General features: G+C 66.8%; 23 protein-coding genes and 1 riboswitch. Of the genes, 9 read left to right on the top strand and 14 right to left on the bottom strand.

What is annotated here, in order from left to right:
• Positions 1–110 precede the first annotated feature (110 nt).
• The gene (locus tag ACQVDU_RS11945; RefSeq protein ID WP_443477230.1) at positions 111–296 is read left to right on the top strand and encodes a hypothetical protein; all 186 of its coding nucleotides are present in this window, start codon (positions 111–113) and stop codon (positions 294–296) included.
• Here the strand turns inward: ACQVDU_RS11945 and ACQVDU_RS11940 are convergent.
• Complete coding sequence (locus tag ACQVDU_RS11940) at positions 279–1,649, bottom strand: aminomethyl transferase family protein (RefSeq protein ID WP_443477229.1); 1,371 nt, start codon at positions 1,647–1,649, stop codon at positions 279–281. The genes ACQVDU_RS11945 and ACQVDU_RS11940 overlap by 18 nt on opposite strands.
• A 148-nt stretch (positions 1,650–1,797) precedes the next feature.
• Between ACQVDU_RS11940 and ACQVDU_RS11935 the strand changes: the two genes are divergently transcribed.
• On the top strand, positions 1,798–2,724 hold the full coding sequence (locus tag ACQVDU_RS11935) for a LysR family transcriptional regulator (RefSeq protein ID WP_443477228.1): 927 nt from the start codon (positions 1,798–1,800) through the stop codon (positions 2,722–2,724).
• Positions 2,725–2,804: 80 nt separating this feature from the next.
• Here ACQVDU_RS11935 and ligM read toward each other — a convergent pair whose 3' ends face one another.
• Positions 2,805–4,208 (bottom strand): vanillate/3-O-methylgallate O-demethylase, encoded by a 1,404-nt coding sequence (gene ligM, locus ACQVDU_RS11930; RefSeq protein WP_292732827.1) that lies wholly within the window; start codon positions 4,206–4,208, stop codon positions 2,805–2,807.
• A gap of 131 nt (positions 4,209–4,339) precedes the next feature.
• On the opposite strand from ligM, the gene ACQVDU_RS11925 reads away from it, so the two are divergent.
• A complete protein-coding gene (locus tag ACQVDU_RS11925) occupies positions 4,340–5,350 on the top strand; it encodes a VOC family protein (protein WP_300592339.1) in 1,011 nt (336 codons plus the stop codon).
• Positions 5,351–5,370: 20 nt separating this feature from the next.
• Here the strand turns inward: ACQVDU_RS11925 and ACQVDU_RS11920 are convergent, their stop codons facing one another.
• Positions 5,371–6,486 carry a 5-methyltetrahydropteroyltriglutamate--homocysteine S-methyltransferase gene (locus ACQVDU_RS11920; RefSeq protein WP_443477227.1) on the bottom strand — a complete coding sequence of 372 codons (1,116 nt, stop codon included), beginning with the start codon at positions 6,484–6,486 and terminating at the stop codon, positions 5,371–5,373.
• 56 nt (positions 6,487–6,542) lie between these two features.
• On the opposite strand from ACQVDU_RS11920, the gene ACQVDU_RS11915 reads away from it, so the two are divergent.
• The 3 genes from ACQVDU_RS11915 to ACQVDU_RS11905 are packed head-to-tail and all read left to right on the top strand — an operon-like array spanning position 6,543 to position 9,168.
• Positions 6,543–7,484 (top strand): ABC transporter ATP-binding protein, encoded by a 942-nt coding sequence (locus ACQVDU_RS11915; RefSeq protein ID WP_443477226.1) that lies wholly within the window; start codon positions 6,543–6,545, stop codon positions 7,482–7,484.
• Positions 7,481–8,347, top strand: a complete 867-nt coding sequence (locus ACQVDU_RS11910; protein ID WP_443477225.1) for an ABC transporter permease — start codon at positions 7,481–7,483, stop codon at positions 8,345–8,347. The genes ACQVDU_RS11915 and ACQVDU_RS11910 overlap by 4 nt, the downstream gene beginning before the upstream one ends.
• A complete protein-coding gene (locus tag ACQVDU_RS11905) occupies positions 8,344–9,168 on the top strand; it encodes an ABC transporter permease (RefSeq protein ID WP_443477224.1) in 825 nt (274 codons plus the stop codon). The genes ACQVDU_RS11910 and ACQVDU_RS11905 overlap by 4 nt, the downstream gene beginning before the upstream one ends.
• A gap of 30 nt (positions 9,169–9,198) precedes the next feature.
• Here ACQVDU_RS11905 and ACQVDU_RS11900 read toward each other — a convergent pair whose 3' ends face one another.
• The 7 genes from ACQVDU_RS11900 to ACQVDU_RS11870 all read right to left on the bottom strand — a co-directional run bounded on the left by ACQVDU_RS11900 (position 9,199) and on the right by ACQVDU_RS11870 (position 15,866).
• Complete coding sequence (locus ACQVDU_RS11900) at positions 9,199–10,641, bottom strand: MFS transporter (protein WP_443477223.1); 1,443 nt, start codon at positions 10,639–10,641, stop codon at positions 9,199–9,201.
• A 52-nt stretch (positions 10,642–10,693) separates the two neighbouring features.
• Complete coding sequence (locus ACQVDU_RS11895) at positions 10,694–11,053, bottom strand: Fe-S protein (protein ID WP_292711591.1); 360 nt, start codon at positions 11,051–11,053, stop codon at positions 10,694–10,696.
• A gap of 78 nt (positions 11,054–11,131) precedes the next feature.
• Positions 11,132–11,605, bottom strand: coding sequence for a 6,7-dimethyl-8-ribityllumazine synthase (ribH, locus tag ACQVDU_RS11890; protein ID WP_331790555.1), 474 nt, complete (start codon positions 11,603–11,605; stop codon positions 11,132–11,134).
• Positions 11,602–12,885 (bottom strand): GTP cyclohydrolase II, encoded by a 1,284-nt coding sequence (ribA, locus tag ACQVDU_RS11885; protein ID WP_292711597.1) that lies wholly within the window; start codon positions 12,883–12,885, stop codon positions 11,602–11,604. The genes ribH and ribA overlap by 4 nt, the downstream gene beginning before the upstream one ends.
• Positions 12,882–13,526, bottom strand: a complete 645-nt coding sequence (locus ACQVDU_RS11880) for a riboflavin synthase (RefSeq protein WP_331790554.1) — start codon at positions 13,524–13,526, stop codon at positions 12,882–12,884. The genes ribA and ACQVDU_RS11880 overlap by 4 nt, the downstream gene beginning before the upstream one ends.
• Before the next feature lie 13 nt (positions 13,527–13,539).
• Positions 13,540–14,598, bottom strand: a complete 1,059-nt coding sequence (ribD, locus tag ACQVDU_RS11875; protein WP_292711602.1) for a bifunctional diaminohydroxyphosphoribosylaminopyrimidine deaminase/5-amino-6-(5-phosphoribosylamino)uracil reductase RibD — start codon at positions 14,596–14,598, stop codon at positions 13,540–13,542.
• An 86-nt stretch (positions 14,599–14,684) separates the two neighbouring features.
• Positions 14,685–14,844: riboswitch (FMN riboswitch) on the bottom strand.
• 53 nt (positions 14,845–14,897) lie between these two features.
• Positions 14,898–15,866 carry a sugar-binding transcriptional regulator gene (locus tag ACQVDU_RS11870; RefSeq protein ID WP_331790553.1) on the bottom strand — a complete coding sequence of 323 codons (969 nt, stop codon included), beginning with the start codon at positions 15,864–15,866 and terminating at the stop codon, positions 14,898–14,900.
• Between the two features lie 102 nt (positions 15,867–15,968).
• Between ACQVDU_RS11870 and ACQVDU_RS11865 the strand changes: the two genes are divergently transcribed.
• Together ACQVDU_RS11865 and glpK are read left to right on the top strand one after the other, a co-directional pair.
• Positions 15,969–17,687, top strand: a complete 1,719-nt coding sequence (locus ACQVDU_RS11865) for an FAD-dependent oxidoreductase (RefSeq protein WP_443477222.1) — start codon at positions 15,969–15,971, stop codon at positions 17,685–17,687.
• Between the two features lie 49 nt (positions 17,688–17,736).
• Positions 17,737–19,275: a glycerol kinase GlpK gene (gene glpK / locus ACQVDU_RS11860; protein WP_443477221.1), complete on the top strand. Its 1,539-nt coding sequence runs from the start codon at positions 17,737–17,739 to the stop codon at positions 19,273–19,275.
• Positions 19,276–19,432: 157 nt separating this feature from the next.
• On the opposite strand, the gene ACQVDU_RS11855 is transcribed toward glpK, so the two are convergent.
• Both ACQVDU_RS11855 and ACQVDU_RS11850 read right to left on the bottom strand, forming a co-directional pair.
• Positions 19,433–20,308 carry an Fpg/Nei family DNA glycosylase gene (locus tag ACQVDU_RS11855; protein WP_443477220.1) on the bottom strand — a complete coding sequence of 292 codons (876 nt, stop codon included), beginning with the start codon at positions 20,306–20,308 and terminating at the stop codon, positions 19,433–19,435.
• A 12-nt stretch (positions 20,309–20,320) separates the two neighbouring features.
• Positions 20,321–20,908: a GNAT family N-acetyltransferase gene (locus ACQVDU_RS11850; RefSeq protein ID WP_443477219.1), complete on the bottom strand. Its 588-nt coding sequence runs from the start codon at positions 20,906–20,908 to the stop codon at positions 20,321–20,323.
• A gap of 122 nt (positions 20,909–21,030) precedes the next feature.
• On the opposite strand from ACQVDU_RS11850, the gene ACQVDU_RS11845 reads away from it, so the two are divergent.
• Positions 21,031–21,807, top strand: coding sequence for an SDR family oxidoreductase (locus ACQVDU_RS11845; protein WP_300590416.1), 777 nt, complete (start codon positions 21,031–21,033; stop codon positions 21,805–21,807).
• A 22-nt stretch (positions 21,808–21,829) separates the two neighbouring features.
• Here the strand turns inward: ACQVDU_RS11845 and trpS are convergent, their stop codons facing one another.
• Both trpS and ACQVDU_RS11835 read right to left on the bottom strand, forming a co-directional pair.
• Positions 21,830–22,834, bottom strand: a complete 1,005-nt coding sequence (trpS, locus tag ACQVDU_RS11840) for a tryptophan--tRNA ligase (protein ID WP_443477218.1) — start codon at positions 22,832–22,834, stop codon at positions 21,830–21,832.
• A 40-nt stretch (positions 22,835–22,874) separates the two neighbouring features.
• Positions 22,875–23,723, bottom strand: coding sequence for an exodeoxyribonuclease III (locus ACQVDU_RS11835; protein ID WP_443477217.1), 849 nt, complete (start codon positions 23,721–23,723; stop codon positions 22,875–22,877).
• Positions 23,724–23,779: the final 56 nt, after the last annotated feature.

The raw sequence follows: 23,779 nt of genomic DNA, 5'->3' as shown, positions 1-23,779 counted from the left end.
CCGCTCGCCCCACGGTAGACGGACTGTGCGAGGATCCGCGCCGAGATCGTGAAAGATATCGCCGACAGCCGGGCTGCAAACACTATTGTCGAGTCGAGGAGGATACGTCGATGACGACGATGTCAGTCGAGGGTGCCCCGAGCACCGACGTCACCAGGCAGATCCGCGAGGCGATCCCCGCTCGCTCGCCTACCTCGAGACACACCCCGACCCGGGGCGTCGCGCGTCGTCGCCGCCGCGCGGTGTGGCTTAGCGCGGCGGCGACGACCTCCCGCCCGTCAGCTGGATGCGGCTGAGGTGTCCCGACGGTAGTTCTCGCGCGCGTACGACGAATACGGTGCGGGAGCAACCGTCGCGCGGATCTCGACCTGACGGTGTGGCTCGACAGCGGGCTTGGCGGAGTTAGGCTCCTCGCCCCACACCACCACGACCTCGGTGCCCGGCTCCGCAGCATCCGGAACGAGACTCGCCAGCGAAGCGAACACCTGCTCGTTCGTGATGTACCCGGCGTCGTGCGAAATACCGACGTCGCGCCCGTCGATGAGAACTCGGTCGACCTGATACAGGCCGTAGCGCGCCTTCGGGAAGTCGATGTACTTCGCCGGCAACCCCGGCTCGAGCAGGGATCGCTGCGCCGCCGCGACATCGTCGGGGTTCCAGATCAGCGTTACCTTGACCCGTGTGGGCTCCTGCGCGATGCGCTCGAGTGCCTCCCGACCGAGAAAGTCGTGATCGAACGCGACGCTGCGGCCATACCCCAGGTCGTAGGGGGTGACGTAGTAGTCCTCAATCCGGTCGGAGGTCAGGCTTCCGGCGAGCGACCCGGCGCTGGTGGCAGGAAGCCATTCGAGGTAACGCTCGGCGTGAGCCCCGGTGAAGATCGCAGGCAGGGGAGACGGAACCCACGCGGACTCGAGGTTGGCTGACGAGTAGGCCTTGGAGCCCACGCGGACGAGCCCGAGGGGCTCGCCTTCGCGCAGAAGGGCCTCCCTGACGCGCTCGCCGTCTTCCCAGGGGCCGAAGAGTTCGAAGCCGGGCTGGCCGGCCATGCCGTGGCGGAGCGAGCGCACCGTGACGCCGTCGATCGTGAACGTCGCCATGTGGAAGAAGCGGGTGGGCGGGACTGGCGCGCCGGTGACGCGCTCCATGAGTTCCAGCGCGTTCGGCCCCTGCAGTTCGTACCGGTACAGCGTGGGGTTGCCCGACCGCACGATCGAGTTGCCGTCCCGCTCGAAGGTGACCTCGTAGTCGCCGGTCTCACCATGGAACTGCACCCAGTCGATGACCATCTGGTGGCCGACGAGGTCGAACTCTTCGTCGCCCAGGTAGAAGAGGATGGCGTCGCCGATGAGGTATCCCTCGTCGTTGACTGCAATGAACTGCTTCGCATTGTCGACCTCGAAGCGGGCGAAGCTGTTGACGCCGAGGTTGCTCAGCAGACGCAGGGCGTCGCGACCGCGGATGAATAGGTCGGTCATGTGGTGGGACTGGTCGAGCAGGGCGACGGTGCTGCGCCAGGACTGCTGCTCGGATCTCCAGTTGCTGAACTCGGCCGTCACGGGAAAGATCGTGGGCCGCGCCTGTGCATTGCGCAGAAGCTGCACGGGGCTTCCCGCTCGGGCGATCGCGGCAGCCAACGACTCGGTCATGTGAACTCCTTCGTTCCGGGCTCGACGCAGTGCGCGCCCGCCCGAGGAGACGCTATCCCAAGCAAGACTGAATCAAATACCCTTTCATGATGAGCTCTGCTAATAGCTTCATGAGCAGTCCTGATGTCGGACCGATCGAGGTGTACGCATGCTCACTGACCTGAACCTCACCCGGGTGTTCGTTGCGATTTATGAGGCCGGCAGCCTGACAGCGGCGGGGCGCCGACTGTTCGTGACGCAGTCGGCGATCAGTCAGTCGCTCGCGCGGCTGCGCCGGGAACTCGGAGATCCGCTGTTCGAGCGAACGGCGCAGGGGATGCGTCCCACAGCGCTTGCCGACGCGATCTATCCCGAGCTCCACGAGGGTATGTCAGTGATCGATCGGACCATTGCGGCAGTGACCGGCTTCGACCCCCTGACCTCAGAGCGCACCTTCCGCATCGCGCTGTCGGAACTCGGTGAGATCGGCTGGCTTCCGGCGATCGGCGAGGCGATGGCCCTCGGAGCGCCCCGCGCTCGCTTGGCCGTCACGGCGCTACGGGGTGAAGACCTCGAGGAGCTGCTCACCCGCGGGTCCGTGGACCTTGCCATCACCCCGGCAGAACTCCCCGCTGCATTCGAGCGGCAGACGGTCAAGCGCGAGGAGTACCGCGTGGTGATGTCGGCGCACAACCCCCTTGCCGGCACCGAGATGAGTCTCGAGTCCTATCGCATGGCGCGGCGCGTCTGGGTCGAGGGCGACTCCAGTGCGCGCCTGTTGGCCGGCGTCCACGCTCGCCACGGTGTTATCGAGCTGCCTGCCGTCAGCGTGCAACACATCGCCTCGCTTCCGCCCCTGCTCGCGCGCTCGACGACGCTCATCGCGACGATTCCCGAGACTCTCGCTGTCGGATGGTCGCGGAGCTGGCCGTTGGTCATCCGCGATTTGCCCTTCGCTCTCGGGCCGGTTGAGCTTCAGCTTTACCGTCGGCGGTCGCCGCAGCACGCGGGTGCGCTCGACTGGTTCTTCGACACCGTCTCGGCGGCGGTCAGCGGATTCCCGGGCGGCTTTGAGGGCATCCATATCGCGTCATGACGCGAATGCCCGAAGACGATCTCGGGGACGGATGCCGCGGCATCCGTCCCCGAGATCGGTGTGCGCGAAGCGCTGCCGGATCAGAGCGATCCGGTGGTACGCCAGCCGCCCTGGTATTCCTGGCGTGCGGTCACGGCGTAGGGCACGGGGCTGACCACGGCGCGGATCGCGATCTGCTCGTGCGGTTCGACTGTCGTCTTGCCCGATCCGCCGTTCGGCTCGCCCCAGACGACCCGTACCTCGGCGCCCACGGGAACGTCACGGTCGACCGTGGCCAGCGACAGGCCGCGCTTCTCGTTCGCGGTAACGCCGGTGAACAGCGAGAGGCCCACGGTGTTGCCGTCGGCGTCGATGACAGCGTCGTAGTTGCTCGAGCCGTAGTTGGCGTTGGGCAGGTCGAAGAACTGGTACCCGGGGCCTTCGCGGTCGAGCACCGAGGCGAGCACCTTGGTGAGGTCCTCGTCGTTCCAGGCCAGCGTGACCTTCTTGCGCTGGGTCTCGGGGTCGAGCTTCTCGAGCGCGTCGCGACCTATGAAGTCGTGGTCGAACTTCACGAACGAGCCGTAGCCGAGCTCCCAGGGGTTCAGGTAGTAGTCCTCGATGTTCTCCGAGACGAAGGACCCTGCCAGCGCGTTGATCGCTTCGTAGCTGTTCGCGGGCAGCCACTCGCGGTAGGCGCGCTCGGCCTCGCTGGAGTAGATCGCCGGGAGCGGCGAGGGGATCCATCCGGACTCGAGAGTGTTCGACGAGTACGCGCGCGACCCGCAGGGTTCGATGCCGAACTCGCGGCCTGCCTCGAGGATGGCATCGCGGATCTTGCCGTGCTGCTCGTAGGGTCCCCAGATCTCCAGGCCCGGAGCGCCTGCCATACCGTGACGGAGCGTGCGCACCTTCTCGCCCGCGATCGTCATCTCGCCCATGTGGAAGAACTTGACCTGCTCGACCGGTCCACCCGCGAGCTTCTCGATGATCGCCCAGGCGTTGGGTCCCTGGATCTGGAAGCGGTAGTAGTCGCGGTGCACGGCCTGGCCGTAGGGGCGCGACGGCGAGCGGTCGTCGTAGCGGAACTCCACGTCGTACCCGCCGGTCTCGGCGTGGAACTGCAGCCAGTTGGCTCCGGGGGCGCGCCCGACGTAGACGTACTCACCCTCTGCTTCGTGGAACAGGATGCCGTCGCCGATCACGCCACCGTTGGAGGCGGTGGGAACGAACTGCTTGGCGGTGTTCACGGGGAAATTCTTGAAGCCGTTGATGCCGGTGTCAGTGAGCAGCTTCAGCGCATCGGGTCCCTTCACGAAGAAGTTGACCATGTGGTGGCTCTGGTCGTAGAGCACCGCGGCGTTGCGCCACGCCTTCTGCTCGCGACGCCAGTTGCTGAACTCGGCCGGAACCACGGGGTAGATGTACGTGCCGAGCTGCGAGTCGCGCAGCATCCGGACGGTATCGCCCTTCTCGTCCAGTAGCTCTTGCAGATTCTTGGCCATGGGTGTCTCCTCGACTTCCTCGTCCGGGTGGCTTCAGCGAGATCGTACGGGCAAAATTTACCTATGTCCAGAGGTAAATCGGTGATAGACAGGATGCATCGATAAGGCAGCAGTGTCAGAGAGGACACCTCATGGCCACGAGTGAGAACTTCGACCTTGCCCATCTCGGCGCCGTGGAACTGTTCACCCCACGGTTCGACGAGAGCCTCCGGTTCTTTCGCGATATCTGCGCGATGCGGGAGGTCGCCCGCATCGGGGATTCGGCGTATCTGCGGTGTTGGGACGAGTACCAGCTGTACACGCTCAAGCTCACGGCATCCGACACGAACGGCGTGGGCCGCACCCTGTATCGGGCATCCAGCCCCGAGGCTCTGGAGCGGAGAGTGGCGGCGATCGAGGCATCCGGCCTCGGGCATGGTTGGCAGGATGCCGAGGTCGGTGTCGGCCGCTCATTCGAATTCGAAGACCCCGACGGCCACCTCATGGCGGTGTACTACGACACCGAGCACTATGTCCCGGATGACGAGGATCGTCCCGCGCTGAAGAACCAGGCATCCGCGTACCCCGGCCGAGGCATCAACGCGCGGCGGATGGATCACATCAATTACCTGGCCAGCGACGTGAACGCGGCTGGAGAGTTCTGGCGGGATGTCATGATGTCGCGGGAGTCAGAGCGGGTGCGCCTTGACGACGGGAGGTATGGGGCCTGGTGGTTCCGGTTCAACCAGAAGTCGTACGACGTCGTGTATTCCGATGACTGGACGCGCCAGCGGGGCCGGTTCCATCACTTCGCGATCGCCCCGGATTCTCGCGAGGACATTCTCAAGGCTGCCGACATCTGCCTCGAGAACGGGATCTATATCGAGTACGGCCCCTACAAGCACGCGATCAACCAGACGTTCTTCCTCTACGTGTGGGAACCGGGCGGGAACCGCATCGAATTCGCCACCGCGCAGGGGCGTCTCATCCTCGATCCGGACTGGCCGGTCGTGGAGTGGAGCCAGGCGGAGCGCGCCAAGGGCCAGGCCTGGGGCATGAAGACGGTGCCGACCTTCCACACCCACGGTACGCCGTACGTCGAGGACCAGGAGGAGATCGACCGCGCAGCTCTCGAGGGCCGCCCCTACGTCAAGCGCTCCTGAGCATCAGGCGCTCGTGACGGTCACTCCCAGACGGTGGCGGCAGTGTCGACGACCAGGCGGATCTTGGCCCACTGCTCGTCCTCGGTGAGGAGGTTGCCCTCCTCGGTCGAGGCGAATCCGCACTGAGGGCTGAGGGCAAGCTGCTCCAGCGGTGCGAACTGCGCGGCCTCCTGGATGCGGGTGCGCAGCAGGTCGGCATCCTCGAGCTCGCCCGACTTGGTGGTCACCAGGCCCAGCACGACCCGCTTGTGGCCGTGGGGAAGGAAGCGGAGCGGCTCGAAACCACCAGCGCGGTCGCTGTCGTACTCGAGGAAGTAGCCGTCATAGTTCGTGTCGGCAAGCAGGTGCTTGGCCACCGGCTCGTAGCCGCCGGAGGAGATCCACGTGGACCGGAAGTTGCCGCGGCAGACGTGAGTCGTGATCGTCATGTCGGCGGGCTTCACCTCGAGGATCGCGTTGAGCATCGCTGCGTAGCGTTCGCCGATTCCCTCGGTGCGGATGCCGCGGGCAGCCGCCTTCTCGAGCTCTTCCGGCGAGCAGAGGTAGGCCCACGCGGTGTCATCGAACTGCAGGTAGCGGCATCCGGCGTCGTAGAACGCCTGCACTGCGTCGCGGTAGGCCTGCACGAGGTCGGGCACGAGGGCATCGCGGTCGGCGTAGAGGTCAGTGGTGATCCCCGCAGGCTCGAGGCGGAAGTCGAAAACGGTGGGGGCGGGGATCGTGAACTTCGGCGTTGCCCCGGTGGCGACAGTGGCCTCGGCGAGCGCGCGGAAGTGGGCGAGGAACGGATGCGTGTCGCTGAAGCCGATGCCTCCGTTCACCTGCAGGCCGAGGGGCCGCGTCTGCACGCCCTGGAACTGGATGCCGTGGTCGAGCTCGACCACCTCGACGCCATCGAGCATCCCAAAGAAGTCGAAGTGCCACCATGACCGCCGGAACTCTCCGTCGGTGGCGAGCCGCAGACCGTTCTGCGCTTCCTTCGCCACGAGCGCGGCGATCTCGGCATCTTCCACCTCGCGGAGGGCGGCATCATCGATTTCGCCCGCAGCGCGCGCGGCGCGAGCCTCGGCGAGGGCTGCCGGTCGAAGGAAACTGCCGACGATGTCGGCGCGGTACGGAAGCTGTGTATCGGTCACACCGGGATGCTACTCCGACGTCTCAGGATGTCGGAGATCGCTCGTACAGTAGGACGGTGCCAGAGCCCGTGATCCGCGCCCACAACCTCGTCAAGGCTTACAAGATCGCCGGCAAGGATGACTTCCTTGCCGTGAACGGGCTGTCGTTCGAGGTGGCCCCCGGCGAGTCATTCGGACTTCTCGGCCCGAACGGCGCCGGCAAGTCCACGACGATGAAGATGATCGGTGCGGTCTCGACCCGCACGAGCGGGGAGCTCAGCATCCTGGCCCTGGATCCTGACCAGTACGGTCCCGAGATCCGTTCGCGGCTGGGTGTCGTCCCGCAGCAGGACAACCTCGATGGCGAACTCAACGCCCGCGAGAACCTCTTCATCTATGGCCGCTATTTCGGGCTCCCGGGCAAGGTGTGCGCACAGAAGGCCGACGAGCTGCTGGCGTTCGCTGCGCTCGAAGACAAGGCGAAGAGCAAGGTCGATCAACTCTCGGGCGGCATGAAGCGACGGCTCACGATCGCCCGCGGGCTGATCAACGATCCCCGCATCCTGCTGCTGGACGAGCCCACGACGGGACTCGACCCGCAGGCCCGCCACGTGCTGTGGGACCGTCTTTTCCGTCTCAAGGAGCGCGGCACGACGCTCGTGCTGACGACGCACTACATGGACGAGGCCGAGCAACTGTGCGACAGGCTCATCGTGGTCGACAAGGGGCAGATCATGGCCGAGGGGACGCCAGCCTCGCTCATCCGCGAGCACTCCAGCCGTGAGGTGCTCGAGGTGCGTTTCGGGTCGGATCGCAATGAGCAGGTGGCGCCGCAGCTCGCGGGGATCGGCGACCGCGTCGAGGTGCTCCCTGACCGCATCCTCGTCTACGCGCACGACGGTGAGCAGGCTCTCGAACGGGTGACCGCCGCGGGCCTGCAGCCGCTGACCTCGCTGGTGCGCCGGTCGAGCCTGGAGGATGTCTTCCTGCGCCTGACGGGAAGGTCGCTGATCGAATGAGCACGCCGATTCCGGATGCGCGCACTCAGCCCTCGCTCGACGAGCTGCGCGCCGAAGCCCTCGCGTGGGGGCGCAAGCCCCGTCGCTGGGGCTCGTGGTACGTCGCCGAGCACATGGTGCGCGCGATGCGCGCCTACGGGTGGACGATCGTGGTCGGTGCCCTCGGGCAGCCCATCCTGTATCTGCTCGGACTGGTGCTGGGTCTTGCCGCGCTCCTGGACGGGACGATCGAGGTGCACGGCGAGCAGGTCCGCTACCTCGTGTTCGTCGCCCCGGCGCTGCTGATGACCGCGGCGATCGGCGTGGCCACAGAAGAGTTCACCTACCCGGTGATGTCGGGGTTCAAGTGGCGCCGCTACTTCTACGGGTTCAACGCGTCGGCGCTGTCGAGCCCGCAGATCGCGAACGGGGTGATCCTCGGCGCCTCGGCGCGGATGCTGATCGCTGTCGTCGCCTACTACGTGTTCATCGTCCTCTTTGGTGCGGTTCCCGACCCTGCCACCGGTTGGCTAGCGATGTTCGTCGGTCTGCTGGCGGGGCTCGCGTTCGGCGTGCCTTTGATGGCGTACGCGGCGTCGATCCAGGACGACAAGGGTCAGTTTGCGCTCGTGCAGCGCTTCCTTTTCGTGCCGATGTTCCTGTTCTCGGGGACCTTCTACCCGCTCGAGACCCTCCCCATCTGGCTGCAGTGGATCGGCTGGATCTCGCCCCTGTGGCACGCGTCGGAGCTGGGTCGGATGGCAACGTATGGGTCGCCCGGTGGCCCCGGTGCTGTCGCGATCCACCTCGCGTATCTCCTTCTTTTGACCGTCGTCGGCTACGCGTTCGCGCGCCGCACCTTCACGCGGAGGCTCGCGAAATGACCGCGGTGGCATCGGGTACGGAACCTCGTCGCAGCGGGAGCGTCCGCGCGCTGTGGTCGGGCAACCCGTGGGCCGTCGTGCAACGGGGTCTCATCGCGGCGCGTTCGTCGAGTTGGATCGTCGTGCTCTCGGGCTTTTTCGAGCCCGTGTTCTACCTTGCCTCGCTCGGCATCGGTCTGGGTAGCCTCATCGAGGATGTCGAGACCTCCTCGGGGCTGGTGGTCTCCTACGCGGCTTTCATCGCTCCCGCGCTGTTGGCGGTGTCGGCGATGAACGGCGCCATCTACGACTCCACCTGGAACGTCTTCTTCAAGCTCAACTACGGCAAGCTCTACGAGGGGCAGCTCTCGACATCCCTCGGGCCGCTGGATGTCGCCCTCGGTGAGATCCTCTACGCACTGTTGCGCGGACTCGTCTACGCCACCGGGTTCATGATCATCATGCAGATCGCGGGGCTGAACCTCGCGCCCACGGCTATCCTCGCGCTCCCCGCGGTCGTGCTGATCGCTTTCGGGTTCGCGAGCCTCGGGATGGCGATCACGAGCTACATGAAGACCTTCCAACACATGGACTGGATCAACATGGTGCTGCTGCCGATGTTCCTCTTCTCGGCGACTTTCTACCCGATCACCGTCTATCCGGAGTTCGTCCAGGCGATCGTCATGGCCCTGCCGCTGTGGCACGGCGTGGAACTCATTCGCGGCCTCACCACCGGCGCGCTCTCGATCGCGATGCTCGGTCACGTCCTGTATTACGTGGTCATGATCGCCGTCGGCCTCGTCTTTACGACCACCCGACTGCGCAAGCTCTTCCTGGACTGACGCGACAGCGTTCTGCCGCCGAGGTCCTCGTTAGAGCGATACCGTCTCGCCCGCCCCGATCTCGTCGTAGTCCACGTCCTTGGTCTCGGGAGACAGCACGAGGGCGATGAAGGTGAGCATGGCCATCGCCGACAGGTAGAGCCCGACGAGCACCGGGCTCCCGTCGGCGGTTGCCCATAGGGCGACCGCGACCAGGGGAGCAAGGGCCGCGCCCAGGATCGACGACACGTTGTAGGACACCGCCGAGCCCGTGTAGCGCACCTCGGTGGGGAACAGTTCGGGCAGCACCGCGCCCATCGGGCCGAAGGTCGACCCCATGAGGACGAACCCGAACACGAGGAACGCCTGCACGAGTGCTCCCGTGAACTTCGGGTCAGCCTGGGGGAGCAGGAACACCGTGAAGGTGAAGCCGAACACGATGATCGCCGCCGTCACCCACAGCAGCAGGCGACGGCGGCCGATCGCGTCGGCCACGGGGCCCGACAGCAGTGTGAAGATCCCGAAGAAGACGACCCCGATGATCTGCATCAGCACGAAGTCGGTGTACCCGAAACCGAGGCCAGGCACGTGGGTGGCCGGGTCGAACGGGGTTCCCGCGGCTTCTGCGGCGGCCTGCGCGGCATCCGTGGTCGCCTTCGTTCCGTACGAGAGCGTGAAGCTCGTCATCAGATAGAACAGCACGTAGGTCGCCAGCATGATGAAGGTGCCGAGGATCAGCTGCCACCAGTAGCGACGCAGCGCGAGCCCGAGCGGGAACTTCCTGAGCGTCCCCTTCTTTTCGGCCCGCGTGAATGAGTCGGATTCGACCAGGCGCAGCCGGACCCACAGCCCGACGATCACCATGACTGCCGAGAAGAGGAACGGGATGCGCCAGCCCCAGGCAAGGAACGCGTCGGATGCCTGCGCGGTGCCATCCGGGTGGGGGAGCGAAAGATTGATCGCCAGGAAGATGCCGTTGGCGATGATGAAGCCGATCGGTGCGCCCAGCTGCGGGAAGGTGCCGTACCACGCGCGCTTGCCGGCCGGGGCGTTCTCCGTTGCCACAAGCGCGGCGCCCGACCACTCGCCGCCGAGCGCGAATCCCTGCGCGAGTCGCAGCACGAGCAGGAATACCGCCGCCCAGACCCCGATCTCATTGACCGTGGGCAGCAGACCGATCACGAAGGTCGCGATCCCCATCGTGAGCAGCGAGGTGACGAGGGTCGCCTTGCGGCCGAACCGGTCTCCGAAGTGACCGAACACCACGGCGCCGAGCGGACGCGCAACCATCGCCGCGCCGAACACCGCAAAGGATGCCAGTAGCGACGTGGTCTCGTTTCCCGTCGGAAAGAACAGAGTAGGGAAGACCAGAACCGCCGCCGTGGCGTAGACGTAGAAGTCGTAGAACTCGATCGTCGTGCCGATAAGGCTTGCCGTGATGACACGGCTTCGCGGGTTGGCGGGCGCGGGAAGGGCAGCGGTTGCGGAGGTCATGCGGGCCTGTCGACGAGGCGGACGATAACGGCCCCTGCGCCTTCGGCGCCGACTAGCGCCAGAGTGTGGCGATGGCCGCGTTCACAAAGGTCAGGATGCCGATCGCCCAGAATACACCGGCAGGGGCTGAGCCGTTCCGCTTGGTACGGGCCGACCCGATACCCAGGAGCGCCCCAATGATCAGCAGGATGACGAGCTTCGTGCCGATCTTCGCGTAGTTGAACTCGACGCCCTCGGGCACACCCCACGGTGCTGCCAGCGCGAGCCCTGCGACGCCCGCGATCAGCAGGCCCCAGTTCATCAGAGCGGTCACGGCCCCGGTGCGGCGCACGGCCTCGACGACCCAGGCGCCGAACAAAATCGCAAAGCCCGAGAGATGAACGAGAAGGACGGCGTGACGAAGAATCTCCATGCCGTCAGCGTACCTTATGCCTCACTGAAGGTGGAGTCTCGGTCGCCTCCCCCTGGGCTGATCAGCCCCGCGTGCTGATCAGCCCCGCAGCTCGCGCAGCGCGAGCGCGGTACGCAGGGCAGCGTCCGCTGCCTCAAAGCCCTTGTCTTCGCGCGAGCCCGGAAGGCCGGCCCGGTCGATCCCCTGCGCCTCGTCGTCCAGGGTCAGCACGCCGAAGCCGACGGGCTTGCCGGTGTCCAGGGCGACGCGGGTGAGCCCGTCGGTGGCTGCCGATGACACGAACTCGAAGTGCGGGGTTCCGCCGCGGATGATGACCCCGAGCGCGACGACCGCGTCAGCGCCGGCATCCAGGGCTGCCTTCGCCACCACGGGAAGCTCGAACGAGCCCGGCACGGGGACGACACGGTAGGACGCTCCTGCGCCCTCGAGTGCCCGGCGGGCACCCTCCAGCAGGCCGTTCGCGATCGTCTCGTGCCACTGCCCGGCGACGATCACGATGTTCAGCCCCGAGCCGTCGATCGTCTCGCGTTCCGGTGCGCCGGTTCCGCTCATGCGTCGGTCCTCTCCGTCGCGACCCCGGCTCCGAGGGCGCGATCCAGGTCGTCGAGAGCGATGGTGTGCCCCATGCGCTCAGCCTTCGTTGCCAGGTACTGGTGGTTGTTGGGGCCGACGCCCACGAGGAGCGGCACTTGCTCGACGATGTCGAGGCCGAGGCCCCGCAGCTGAGCCACCTTGTCGCCGTTGTTGGTCAGCAGTCGCATCCGGTCGATGCCCAGATCTCCCAGGATGCCGGCAGCGGCAGCGTAGTCACGCGCGTCTGCAGGGAGCCCGAGGGCCAGGTTCGCGTCGACGGTGTCGAGGCCTCGCTCCTGCAGGCTGTAGGCGCGAAGCTTGTTGATCAGGCCGATACCGCGTCCCTCGTGCCCGCGCATGTAGATGACGACGCCGCCGTCGTGCGCGATCGCGTCGAGTGCGGCATCCAACTGGGGTCCGCATTCGCACTTCAGGGAACCAAACGCCTCGCCGGTCAGGCACTCCGAGTGCACGCGCACGAGCGGCGCATCCTCGGCCAGATCGCCGGCGACGACCGCAATGTGGTCGGTGCCCGTGATCCGATCCTTATAGGCCAGGAATCGGAACACGCCGTGTGACGTGGGCACGGTGGCCTCGGCGCGCAGGCTCACACGACGGTGATGCACGTTGTGCGGTGCGACGGTGCGAGGCTCGTGCTCGTCGAGGTAGGCGATGAGCTGCTCGATCGTGATGACCGGCACCCCGTCGCGCGCGCCGAGTTCCAGCAGTCCCGGCATCCGCATCATGGAGCCGTCCTCGGCGACGACCTCCGCGATCGCCCCGACCGGCTGCAGCCCTGCCAGGCGCATCAACTCGACGGCAGCCTCAGTGTGGCCGGCGCGTTCGCGAACGCCCCCGTCGACGGCGCGCAGCGGCAGAACGTGGCCCGGCCGGATGACGCTCGAGGGCGTCGAGGCGGGATCGGCCAGCACGTTCAGCGTGTGTGCCCGATCACTCGCGCTGATGCCGGTCGAGGTGCGGTCGGCTGCGTCGACGGTCACCGTGTAGGCGGTGCCGCGGGCGTCCTCGTTGACCGCGACCATGGGCGGCAGGTCGAGGCGATCGGCCCACTCGGCGGGCATCGGTGCGCACAGCAGGCCGCTGGACCAGCGGATCGTCCACGCCACGGCCTCGGGCGTGGCAAGTTCTGCCGAGAGGATGACATCGCCCTCGTTCTCGCGGTCCTCGTCATCAGCGACGATGATCGGGCGGCCGGCGCGCAGGGCATCGAGCGCCTCGGTGATGGGGGCAAGGCTCACTGCGAGCCTCCTTCGGTCGGGGCGGCCGGGGCCGCCGGAGGGAACGCCAGCAGACGCTGTACGTGACGGGCAAGGATGTCGGTCTCGAGATTGACGGGCGAGCCCGGCTGGAGGGTGTCGAACGTGGTCGCCTCGAGGGTTTCGGGGATGAGCGAGACCTCGAACCACGGTTCGGAGTCAGCGGGCTCGCTGACGGCGCTGACGGTCAGTGACACGCCGTCCATCGCGATCGATCCCTTGTCGACGATGAGCGGGGCCAGGTGCTGTGGGATCGCAACGCGGATCACGCGCCACTGGTCGCCGGGCCGAACCTCGAGCACCGTCCCCGTGCCATCGATGTGACCCTGCACGATGTGGCCGCCCAGGCGCCCGCCGGCGGCGGTAGCGCGTTCGAGGTTGACGAGGCGATCGACCGAGACATCCGCGAGGGTCGACATGTCGAGGGTCTGGCGCATGACATCTGCCGTAAAGCCATCAACGTCGCGGGCGACGACGGTCAAACACACCCCGCTGACGGCGATGGAGTCGCCGTGCGCGGCATCCGCGACGGATCGCGGTGCGTGAATCGTCAACCGGATGCCGTCGCCCGACGGCTCGACGGCGGTAACGCGGCCGATCTCTTCAACGAGTCCTGTGAACATGGCGATCTCCTGACTACACCGACGAAGCGTCAGCGACGGTGGTCTCGGGGGACAGGGATTCGGGGGCCTCGGCTGCGGCGCGGGGGCGGGCGACAAACAACACGTCATCGCCGAGCCGCTCGAGCGAAGTCAGCTCGAGCCGGTGAGCCTGTGCGAGGGTCGTGACCCCGATGTCGGTCACAGCCGGCCGATCGCGGTCCGGGCCGGAGCCGATCAGGACGGGAGCGACGTATACCAGTACTTCGTCGACCAGTCCGGCGCGCAGGAACGATGCCGCAACCGTCGGCCCGCCCTCCACGAAAACACGCTGGATGCCGAGATCCCGCAGTTCTTCCAGCACCGCCGTGAGGTCGGTTCCGGGGCGTTGGATCAGGGCTCGGGGATGCTTGCGGACCTGTGCGGCATCCGGAATCGAGCGCTCGCCGAGCACGACCGGCAGGGGTTGCTGGGACAGTGGCTGCCCAGCGGGACCCCGTGCGGTCAGCGCCGGGTCATCGGCCAGCACGGTGCCGATGCCGACCACGATGGCATCGGCATCCGATCGCCGCCGGTGCACGTCAGTGCGTGCCTCGGCGCCTGTGATCCACATGCTCGTTCCGTCGGCGGCCGCCGCGCGACCATCCAGGCTCTGCGCCCACTTTACGGTGACGTGGGGTCTGCCCAGTCGCTGCACCGTGAGCCAGGTGTCAAGGAGCGCGGTGCCTTCCTCCCGCATCAGGCCAGCTTCGACTGCAACGCCCGCGGCGGTGAGACGTTCGGCACCGCCGCCCGAGACGACGCCGGGATCATCGACCGCGTAGACCACGCGGGCCACACCGGCGTCGATGAGGGCTTGCGCACAGGGGCCGGTGCGGCCGGTGTGGTTGCAGGGCTCGAGGGTGACAACCGCCGTGCTTCCGCGAAGCTGGTCGGGCGCCAGCTGTGACATCGCATCGACTTCGGCGTGTGCTGTTCCAACACCCCGGTGCCAGCCTTCGGCGAGAACGTCGCCCTCGGGCGAGAGGATGACGGCCCCGACCTGGGGGTTCACCCCGTGAGGACCGCGCAGGGCAGCGTTGAGCGCACGCCTCATTGCGGCTTCCTCGCTTGTGCCTTGACTCACTGCCCACTCCGGTCGGGTACGCCGGGGCAGGGAAGGCGGCGACGCCGTGGCGTCACCTGTGCTGCCTCCCATCCGGACTGACGACACTTTCGCGTCGCATCACCGTCGGTTCCGGAATTTCACCGAATCAACCGCTGCGGCGTTCTCTCGAACACGGATGCAGCGGGTCGCGGACTATCACCGCCGGTTCGGATTCTCACCGACCCCGGAGCACGTTCATTGCTCTCGAGTGTAGTCAACGTGGGGCGCGCGCGTTCATTCCCGAGGCGTTACACCCCTTCGCGCCCGTCGACCATGGCGCGAGCGGTGCGCTCATCGATGACCAGGTCCGTGATCAGGCCCGCGGCCAGCGCACCGCGCAGGCTCGGGATCTTGGCCTCGCCGGTCACGATGCAGCAGCGCCGCGGGACTGCGCGAAGCAGATCGAAAGAGGGGCCCGACCCGCGGTCGTTCAAGGCGATTCCCTCGGTCGATCCGTTCGCCCGGTAGAACACCGTTGCGACGTCGCCCACGACGCGTTCCGCCTTCAGCTGCTCGAGGTCGGCGGGTTCGAGGTAGTCGCCGGCGTGGACGCGGCTGGGCACCTCGGCCCGGAAAGCTCCCACGCTGAACAGCACGAGACCCATGCGGCTTTGGATGTCGAGGATGCGTCGCGTGCTGCGCTCTCGCCAGAGCGCGCGTCGTGTTTCAGGGTCGTCGAAGAACGCGGGGACAGGGAACTGCTCGGCATCTCCGCCATACGCGGTGCTGAACCTGCTGAGCAGTTCGCTCGCATACGTGATGCCCGATGTCTTGACGTTTCCGGAGCCGTTCAGTTGCACGAATGTCGTGCCGTGCACGCGCTTGGGAGTGAGACGCCGTGCTACCGCCGCAAGCGTCGATCCCCACGCGATGCCGACCACCAGATCTGAGACGATCAGCTCGTCGAGCAGTTGGGCTGCCCCCTGCGCGACGCGGTCGAGACGCTCGAGATCGCTCACCGACTCGGGCACGGGAATGACCTGTGCGCGGACGCCGAACTGGCGCCGCAGCTGCGTCTCGACGAGTCCGGGGGCATCGAGGGGTGAACGGACGCGCACCTCGACGATTCCCTCGGCGCGGGCGAACGACAGCAGTCGCGACACCGTGGAGCGCGAGGTTCCGAGCTCGGCCGCGATGGCATCCATCGTGCGCAGCTGGACGTAGTAGAGATGGGCGGCAGTCAGTGCCCGTCGCAGGTGGGTCGAGTCGTCGCTCACGCAGACAGTGTGCACGTATGTGCATTGAGCCTGCAACTTCGATCAGCCATGGGACGATGGGGAACACACGGGAAATCCCCGAGCGAGGAAGGACACGAATCGATGAGCGCCGTCGAACGAGGCACCGTCACCCAGTTGAGCGATCGGCCGCAGGCCGACGTTCTGATCGTCGGCGGTGGGGTCAACGGGCTCGCAGCTTTTCGAGACCTCGCGCTCCAGGGCGTGGATGTCGCGCTCGTCGAACGCGGCGACTTCGTCAGTGGTGCATCCGCAGCGTCCTCGCACATGATCCACGGTGGCGTTCGGTACCTCGAGAACGGGGAGTTCCGTCTCGTCCACGAGGCGGTTACCGAGCGTAATGACCTGCTGGCCACAGCCCCCCATTACGTGCGTCCACTGCAGACGACGATCCCGATCTTCTCGACATTCTCGGGGGTGTTCTCGGCACCCCTGCGCTTCCTGCGCCACGGCGCGGGCAAGCATGTCGAGCGTGGTGCCGCGCTGATCAAGATCGGCCTCACGATCTACGACTCGTTCTCGCGCGGCGGCGGCCGTGTTCCCCGCCACACCTTCCGCGGACGCGCTGCGTCACTGCGTGATCTTCCCGCGATGAACGAGACCGTCAAGTACACCGCGACCTACTGGGATGCCTCGGTGCACGATCCTGAACGCCTCGCGCTCGATCTGCTCCGTGACGGTCGTGCCGCCGGTGGCGACCTCGCCCGGGCTGCGAACTACGTCGAAGCCGTGGGGGCAGTGGATGGCGCGATCATTCTTCGCGACACCGAGACAGGTGTTGAGTTCCCGTTCCGTGCGGCGGTCGTGATCAACGCATCCGGACCCTGGACCGACCTCACCAACCGCGCACTCGGCGCACCGACCAGCTTCATGGGCGGAACCAAGGGCTCGCATATCGTGCTCGATAACCCCGAGCTGTTGGCGGCCACGGCCGGTCGCGAGATCTTCTTCGAGCACCGCGACGGTCGCATCGTCCTCATCTACCCGCTCAAGGGACGCGTCATGGTCGGCACCACCGACCTCGAGCACGACATGGCAGAGCCCGCAGTGTGCACCGAGCCAGAGGTTGACTACTTCATCGACCTCATCGGGCACGTCTTCCCTGACATCACCGTCGATCGCTCGCAGATCGTTTACCGCTTCTCGGGTGTGCGTCCGCTTCCCGGCCACGGAGATCTCGCCCCCGGTTTCGTCTCGCGCGACTACCGTGTCGAGACCGAGCAGCTCCCCGGGTCGGCGGACACCACGGTGATCAGCCTCGTCGGCGGCAAATGGACGACCTTCCGTGCCTCCGCCGCCCACCTGACCGACGACGCCCTCGGGTTGCTTGCCCGGCCCCGCGTCGTCACGACCCGCGGCCGCGCCATCGGTGGCGGCGCCGGATACCCGGTGACCGAACGGGCACGGCACCAGTGGGTCGCCGAGAACCGCCGGGGACTCTCGAGGGATGCCGCAGCCACCCTCCTCGAACGCTACGGAACGACAGCCCGCGAGGTCATCGCGTTCGTCGACGAGGATGCCGAGGACCGGCCACTCGAGACCCTTCCGGCCTACAGCACCGGCGAGCTGCGTTACCTCGCGAGCACAGAGGACGTCGTCCATCTGGCCGACCTGCTGCTGCGCCGAACGAGCCTTGCGTTCCGCGGTGAGACGACTCCCGCGGTCGTTGCCGAGATCGCCGACGCCGTCGCGCCCGTCCTCGGATGGGACGAGGATGCCGCCACGGCAGAGGTCGCCGCGGCCCTCGTCGCAGTCCACGCCGCCGATCCGACCTGGCAGCCCGCAGCGGCACCGGTAGCCTAAGCGGCGCGCCATCCATCGTCTGGAGGCGCTCAACACTTCGGGAGGCATCGTGGCCGAACACGTCCTAGCCATCGACCAAGGCACCACCTCGACGAGGGCGATCGTTTTCGATCGCGCCGGAACCGTGGTGGCAACCGCCCAGCGCGAACACGAGCAGATCTTTCCTCGTGCCGGGTGGGTCGAACACGACCCCATGGAGATCTGGACGAACACGGAGTGGGTGATTTCTGGCGTTCTCAGCAAGGCTCACCTGCAGGCATCCGGTATCGCCGCCGCCGGTGTCACGAACCAGCGCGAGACCGCGATCGTGTGGGACCGCCGCACCGGCCAACCCGTCTTCAACGCGATCGTGTGGCAGGACACCCGGACGCAGCACCGGCTCGATGCGCTTGCCCGTGACGGTGTCGGCGACCGGGTCACCGAGGTGACGGGTCTTCCGCTTGCCACCTACTTCTCGGCATCCAAGGTCGCGTGGATCCTCGATCACGTGCCGGGGGCACGGGCGGATGCCGAAGCCGGCCATCTGCTGTTCGGTACGCCCGATTCGTGGGTGGTCTGGAACCTCACCGGCGGCACCAGCGGCGGGGCGCACGTGACCGATGTCACCAACGCGAGCCGCACGCTGCTCATGGATCTGCAGACCCTCGACTGGTCGGACGAGATGCTCGCCCTGTGGAACATTCCGCGCGCGATGATGCCCGAGATCCGGTCGTCGTCGGATGTCGTGGGCGAGCTTGCGCTGCCGGGTACCGCCCGCGAATTGCCCATCGCCGGCATCCTCGGTGATCAGCAGGCCGCGACTTTCGGACAGGCTGCCTTTGGGGTCGGTGATTCGAAGAACACGTACGGTACCGGCAACTTCCTGCTCGTGGGCACCGGAACTGAGATCGTCAGGTCCCGTCACGGACTCATCACCACCGTCGCGTACCGGCTCGGCGACGGCCCTGCCCACTACGCGCTGGAAGGGTCGATCGCTGTCACCGGATCGCTCGTGCAGTGGTTGCGCGACAACCTCGGGATCATCGATCGCGCACAGGATGTCGAAACCCTCGCGATGACCGTCGAGAACGCCGGCGGGTCGTACTTCGTGCCAGCTTTCTCGGGTCTGTTCGCCCCCTATTGGCGACCGGATGCCCGCGGCGCGATCGTCGGCCTCACCCGGTACGTGACCCGCGCCCACATCGCTCGCGCCGTTCTCGAGTCGACCGCGTTCCAGACCCGGGACGTCATCGAGGCTGTCGTCGGGGACGCCGGCCGCGACCTCTCGGAACTCCGCGTCGACGGGGGGATGACGAAGAACGACCTCCTCATGCAGTTCCAGGCCGACATCCTCGGCATCCCCGTTGTACGCCCGCGCGTGGTCGAAACGACGGCTCTTGGTGCAGCCTACGCTGCGGGTCTCGCGGTCGGTGTCTGGTCGGGGCTGGACGAGCTGCGCGAGCACTGGCAGGTCGATCGCCGGTTCGAGCCGCAGATGTCGGAGGAGGAACGCGCTCGCCGGTACCGGCTGTGGAAGAAGGCCGTGACGAAATCCCTCGATTGGGTCGACGACGACGCTCGGACGCTGATGGATACGCTCGGCGACTGACTTCCTTTGGTGGTGCCGCTATGTCGCGGGGCGCCACTCGGTTGCGTGGGGCCGCTACGCGAACTGCCCAGCGCGGGGACATGCCCTCGCCGGCTGACGCCGGCTCCCGCCAGACCCGGTGCCAGCCCCGCGCTGGGCAGTTCGCTTCGCTCCTGCGCTATTTCAGAAGGCGGGAGAGGCGGCGATCGGCTAGCAGTTTGCCGCCGGTCTGGCACGTGGGGCAGTACTCGAGGGAGTTGTCGGCGAAGAAGACGCTGCGCACCTCGTCGCCACAGACCGGGCACGTCTCGCCCCGGCGGCCGTGCACCCGCATCCCGCGTCGTTTGGCGTCCTTGAGTTCGGCAGGGGGTTTGCCGGATGCTGTCGCGATCGCTTCCGCGAGCGTTTGGTGCATCGCGGCGTAGAGCGTGTCGACATCGGCATCTGTCAGGGTTGCTGCCAGGGCATAGGGTGACATCCGTGCCGCGTGCAGAATCTCATCGGAGTAGGCGTTGCCGATCCCGGCGATGATCGACTGATCGCGCAGCACGCCCTTGATCTGGGTACGGCGTCCCTTGAGCAACGCGGCGAGAGCGTCACGATCGAATCCCGGATCGAGCGGATCAGGGCCGAGCCTCTCGATGCCTGGCACGTCTGCGGGATTCCGGGCTGCGTACACGGCGAGGGACTTCTTCGTGCCGGCCTCAGTGAGATCGAATCCTGAGCCGTCCGAAAACGCGGTGCGGAGGGCAATGGGGGTTTTGCCGGGGCGGATGATCGTGCTCGGCAGTTCGTCGTACCAGCGGAGCCACCCGGCCTTCGCGAGGTGGAAGACGAGGTGTAGCGAGGATGCAGGATCCGTACCCGTTTCGATGTCGACGAACTTCCCGTGGCGCGACACCGACACGACCTGCGTGCCGACGAGTGCATCCAGCGGCGGATCGTAGGTCTTGAGCGCCGCGATGTTCGCAACTGTCGCGCGCGTGAGCGTGAGACCCGGCAGGCGTCCGGCAAGGAAGTCGACAAGTCCTTGCACTTCCGGCATCTCGGGCATGGCGACATCCTGTCACGGGGTGGGAAGCGGCGGCAGGCCTCCATCGATGATCGGCCACGCGACCGGCGCGCGATCATCGCCGGGGAGAAGGCCCGCGATCCAGGCGTCGTCCCGCTGCAGGGGGCCGGCGAGTGCCTGGCGGAGCGTTCCTTCGTAGCGGAAGCCGAGCGCTCGGGCCACACGCGCGGATCCGGTGTTGCCCACGACAGCACGCCACTCAATACGCGCCAGCGACATGCCGGCGGATTCAAACCCGACGTCAACGACCGCCCTGGCAGCTTCCGTGAGGAGGTGCCGTCGTCGCGCCCAGGGCGACATCCAGAACCCGAGCTCTGCGGACTCGGGGTCGCGTCGGTACAGCCCGATCATGCCGGCGAGGCGCCCATCGTGACGGATGCCCCACGTCGCCTCTCGGCCCTCGGCCCAGTGGCGCTGCACGCGAGGGATGAACTGCTCGGCGTGCTCGCGGAGATACGGCGAAGGCACTGTCGTGTAGCGCTGGATCGCCGGGTCTTGGCACGCCTCGAAGATCGCATCCACGTCAGCGTCGGTCGGTGGCGAGAGTTCGCACCGCTCGGTACGCAGCACGATGGCATCCATCGCCCCACCCTATGTGCCGGGCGGGACGTACGTCTCTCGCGGCGACGCCGGCGCCGGCGTAACGTCGCAGGTGCAGCGTCACGGAGCGCTCCGCGCCCCGGCGTCGGAGAAAGGACTCTGAAATGCGTACGTATGTTGTCACCGGATCCGCATCGGGCATCGGCAAGGCAACCGCCGATCTCCTCGTCGAACGGGGCGAGAAGGTCATCGGCGTAGACCTGCGCGATGCCGACATCACCGTCGACCTGACCACTCCGGGCGGCAGAGATCGACTCGTCACCGAGGTGACGCAGCTCTCGGGCGGGACAGTGGATGGTGTCCTCGCCGTCGCGGGTCTTGCGATTCCCGCCCCCGCAACCGTCGGCGTCAACTACTTCGGCATGGTCGCAACGCTGGAAGGTTTGCGTCCACTCCTCGCTCACTCAGACGCACCGCGCGCGGTGGGGGTGTCGTCCATGGCGTCCCTCCAGCCCTCCGATGAGCGCCTCATCGAGCTGGAGCTGTCCGGGGACGAGCAGGCGGCACTCGCGCGGGCGGCAGAGCTGACCGCGGCTCCCGATACTGCAAATCTCATCTACAGTTCGACGAAGGTGGGCTTCTCACGCTGGATTCGCCGCAACGCGGCTACGGCCGAGTGGGCAGGAGCTGGAATTCCCTTGAACGCCGTGGCGCCCGGCGTCATCCTGACACCCATGGTCGCTCCGCTCCTGGAGACCGCCGAGGGGCGGGCGATGATCGAGCAGGCAGTTCCCATGCCGCTCAATGGCTTCGCCGAACCGATCGTCGTCGCACGGCTTCTCGCCTGGCTGGCGGGCCCCGAGAACACGCACCTGTGCGGCCAGGTCGTGTTCGTCGACGGCGGAAGCGACGTTGTGATCCGTGGGGACAGCGTCTGGTGAGCCCTCACGCTGCGCCGCGCAGTCAGGCGCGGCGCAGGAGCCCGATCCGGTCGTAGACGTCGCCGAGCGTCGTGCGCGCGACGGACTCAGCGCGTGCCGCGTTTGAGGCCAGGACCCTGTCGAGTTCTGCCGGATCATCGAGCAGTTCGAGAGCCCGAGTCCGCACCGGCTCGAACTCGTTCACAACGACGTCTGCGAGCCCCTTCTTGAAGTCGCCGTAACCGCGGCCCGCGTACTCGTCCTCGATCGCGGGGATCTGCCGACCAGTGAGGGCAGCGTAGATGACGAGCAGGTTCGAGACACCGGGCTTGTTCTCGCGGTCGTATCGCACCGAGCCCTCGCTGTCGGTGACGGCACGCATCACCTTCTTGGCGCTCTTGGCGGGCTCATCCAGCAGCCACAGCACGCCGGCATCCGACTCGGCCGACTTCGACATCTTCGCCGTCGGGTTCTGCAGGTCGTAGATCCGGGCGGTGTCTTGCTGAATGACGGGCATCGGCACCCGGAAGGTGGTGCCGTATCGTCCGTTGAAGCGCTCGGCAAGATCTCGCGTGAGCTCGACGTGCTGCTTCTGGTCGTCACCGACGGGCACGATGTCGGTCTGGTACAGCAGGATGTCGGCCGCCATGAGCACCGGGTAGGTGAACAGCCCAACGGATGTCGCATCCTGGCCGTACCGCTGCGACTTGTCTTTGAACTGGGTCATCCGCCCCGCCTCACCGAAGCCGGTGAGCGTCGAGAGCACCCATGCGAGTTCGGCGTGCGCTGGCACATGCGACTGGACGTACAGCGTCGACTTGGACGGTTCGATGCCCGCGGCGATGTACTGCGCGGCGGTGCGCCGGGTCTTCTCGCGCAGCTCTGCCGGATCGTTCGGCTGGGTGAGGGCGTGCAGGTCGACGACGGAGAAGAACGCGTCGTAGGCCTCCTGCAGGTCCCGCCACTGCATGAGCGCCCCGATGTAGTTGCCGATCTGAAGGGAGTCGGCGGAGGGCTGCATTCCGGAGTACAGGCGGGGCTTGGTCACCCGACAATCCTAGGCCGCGGCCAGGTGACAGCCGGTGCGCTCACCCGCCGATCGTGTAGTCGACGACGACCGGCGCGTGGTCGCTCCACCGGGTGTCCCACGACGGTGCCCGGTCGATGCGATACCCCGTCACCCGCTCGGCCAGCGAAGCGGTGGCGAGGTGGTAGTCGATTCGCCAGCCGGTGTCGTTGTCGAAGGCCTGTCCACGGTTGGACCACCAGGAGTACGGTCCGTCGACCTCGCCGGCCCAGCGGCGTCCGACATCCACCCACCCGAGTCCGGTGCTGGTAGTCCCGTCAACGCACGCGATCTCGACACCCGCGGGTGCGAAGATGCGGTCGAAATAGGCGCGCTCGCGGGGGAGGAACCCCGCCTTCTTGAGGTTGCCCTTCCAGTTGCGGATGTCGAGCTGGCGGTGCCCGACATTCATATCTCCCATGACGACAGCGAGCGGGGAGTGGGCCTCGAGCTGGGGGAGACGTGCCTGCATCGCGTCCAGGAACGCGTACTTGGCCTCCTGCTTGGGGGTGCCGTCCTCGCCCGAGTGCACATAGGCGCTCACGATAGTGAGGGTTTCGCCGTCGATGTCGAAGTCAGCCTCGATCCACCGGCCCGACTGGTCCAGCGGCTCGGGGCCGAGCACCGTCCGGACAGCCCCGGCATCCACCCGGCTCGCCACCGCGACACCAGAGCGGCCCTTCTGGAGCGCTTCGTGGTGCACGATCCGCCACCCGGGAAGCGCCGCGGTCAGCTGCTCTTCGTTTGCGCGCACCTCTTGTAGGGCCATGATGTCGACGTCCGCCTGGTCGATCCACTCGAGCATTCCCTTGCGTGTGGCAGCGCGGATGCCGTTGACATTGATGGAGGCGATACGAACTGTTCGAGGCACGAGCTTCAGCCTAGGCGTCGTCACCGACACGGTGCGCCGGGGCTCCCTGATCGGCG

This window comes from Microbacterium sp. F2 (genome assembly GCF_052274505.1).
In the GTDB taxonomy this organism is placed as follows: domain Bacteria; phylum Actinomycetota; class Actinomycetes; order Actinomycetales; family Microbacteriaceae; genus Microbacterium.
This window is presented reverse-complemented; position numbering and strand designations above follow the sequence as displayed.

Excerpts from the sequence above, each read along its gene's own strand:
- ACQVDU_RS11945 (WP_443477230.1), top strand. The coding sequence starts at position 111 with ATGACGACGATGTCAGTCGAGGGTGCCCCGAGCACCGACGTCACCAGG.
- ACQVDU_RS11940 (WP_443477229.1), bottom strand. The coding sequence starts at position 1,649 with ATGACCGAGTCGTTGGCTGCCGCGATCGCCCGAGCGGGAAGCCCCGTG.
- ACQVDU_RS11935 (WP_443477228.1), top strand. The coding sequence starts at position 1,798 with ATGCTCACTGACCTGAACCTCACCCGGGTGTTCGTTGCGATTTATGAG.
- ligM (WP_292732827.1), bottom strand. The coding sequence starts at position 4,208 with ATGGCCAAGAATCTGCAAGAGCTACTGGACGAGAAGGGCGATACCGTC.
- ACQVDU_RS11925 (WP_300592339.1), top strand. The coding sequence starts at position 4,340 with ATGGCCACGAGTGAGAACTTCGACCTTGCCCATCTCGGCGCCGTGGAA.
- ACQVDU_RS11910 (WP_443477225.1), top strand. The coding sequence starts at position 7,481 with ATGAGCACGCCGATTCCGGATGCGCGCACTCAGCCCTCGCTCGACGAG.
- ACQVDU_RS11905 (WP_443477224.1), top strand. The coding sequence starts at position 8,344 with ATGACCGCGGTGGCATCGGGTACGGAACCTCGTCGCAGCGGGAGCGTC.
- ACQVDU_RS11900 (WP_443477223.1), bottom strand. The coding sequence starts at position 10,641 with ATGACCTCCGCAACCGCTGCCCTTCCCGCGCCCGCCAACCCGCGAAGC.
- ACQVDU_RS11895 (WP_292711591.1), bottom strand. The coding sequence starts at position 11,053 with ATGGAGATTCTTCGTCACGCCGTCCTTCTCGTTCATCTCTCGGGCTTT.
- ribH (WP_331790555.1), bottom strand. The coding sequence starts at position 11,605 with ATGAGCGGAACCGGCGCACCGGAACGCGAGACGATCGACGGCTCGGGG.
- ACQVDU_RS11880 (WP_331790554.1), bottom strand. The coding sequence starts at position 13,526 with ATGTTCACAGGACTCGTTGAAGAGATCGGCCGCGTTACCGCCGTCGAG.
- ribD (WP_292711602.1), bottom strand. The coding sequence starts at position 14,598 with ATGAGGCGTGCGCTCAACGCTGCCCTGCGCGGTCCTCACGGGGTGAAC.
- ACQVDU_RS11865 (WP_443477222.1), top strand. The coding sequence starts at position 15,969 with ATGAGCGCCGTCGAACGAGGCACCGTCACCCAGTTGAGCGATCGGCCG.
- ACQVDU_RS11855 (WP_443477220.1), bottom strand. The coding sequence starts at position 20,308 with ATGCCCGAGATGCCGGAAGTGCAAGGACTTGTCGACTTCCTTGCCGGA.
- ACQVDU_RS11850 (WP_443477219.1), bottom strand. The coding sequence starts at position 20,908 with ATGGATGCCATCGTGCTGCGTACCGAGCGGTGCGAACTCTCGCCACCG.
- ACQVDU_RS11845 (WP_300590416.1), top strand. The coding sequence starts at position 21,031 with ATGCGTACGTATGTTGTCACCGGATCCGCATCGGGCATCGGCAAGGCA.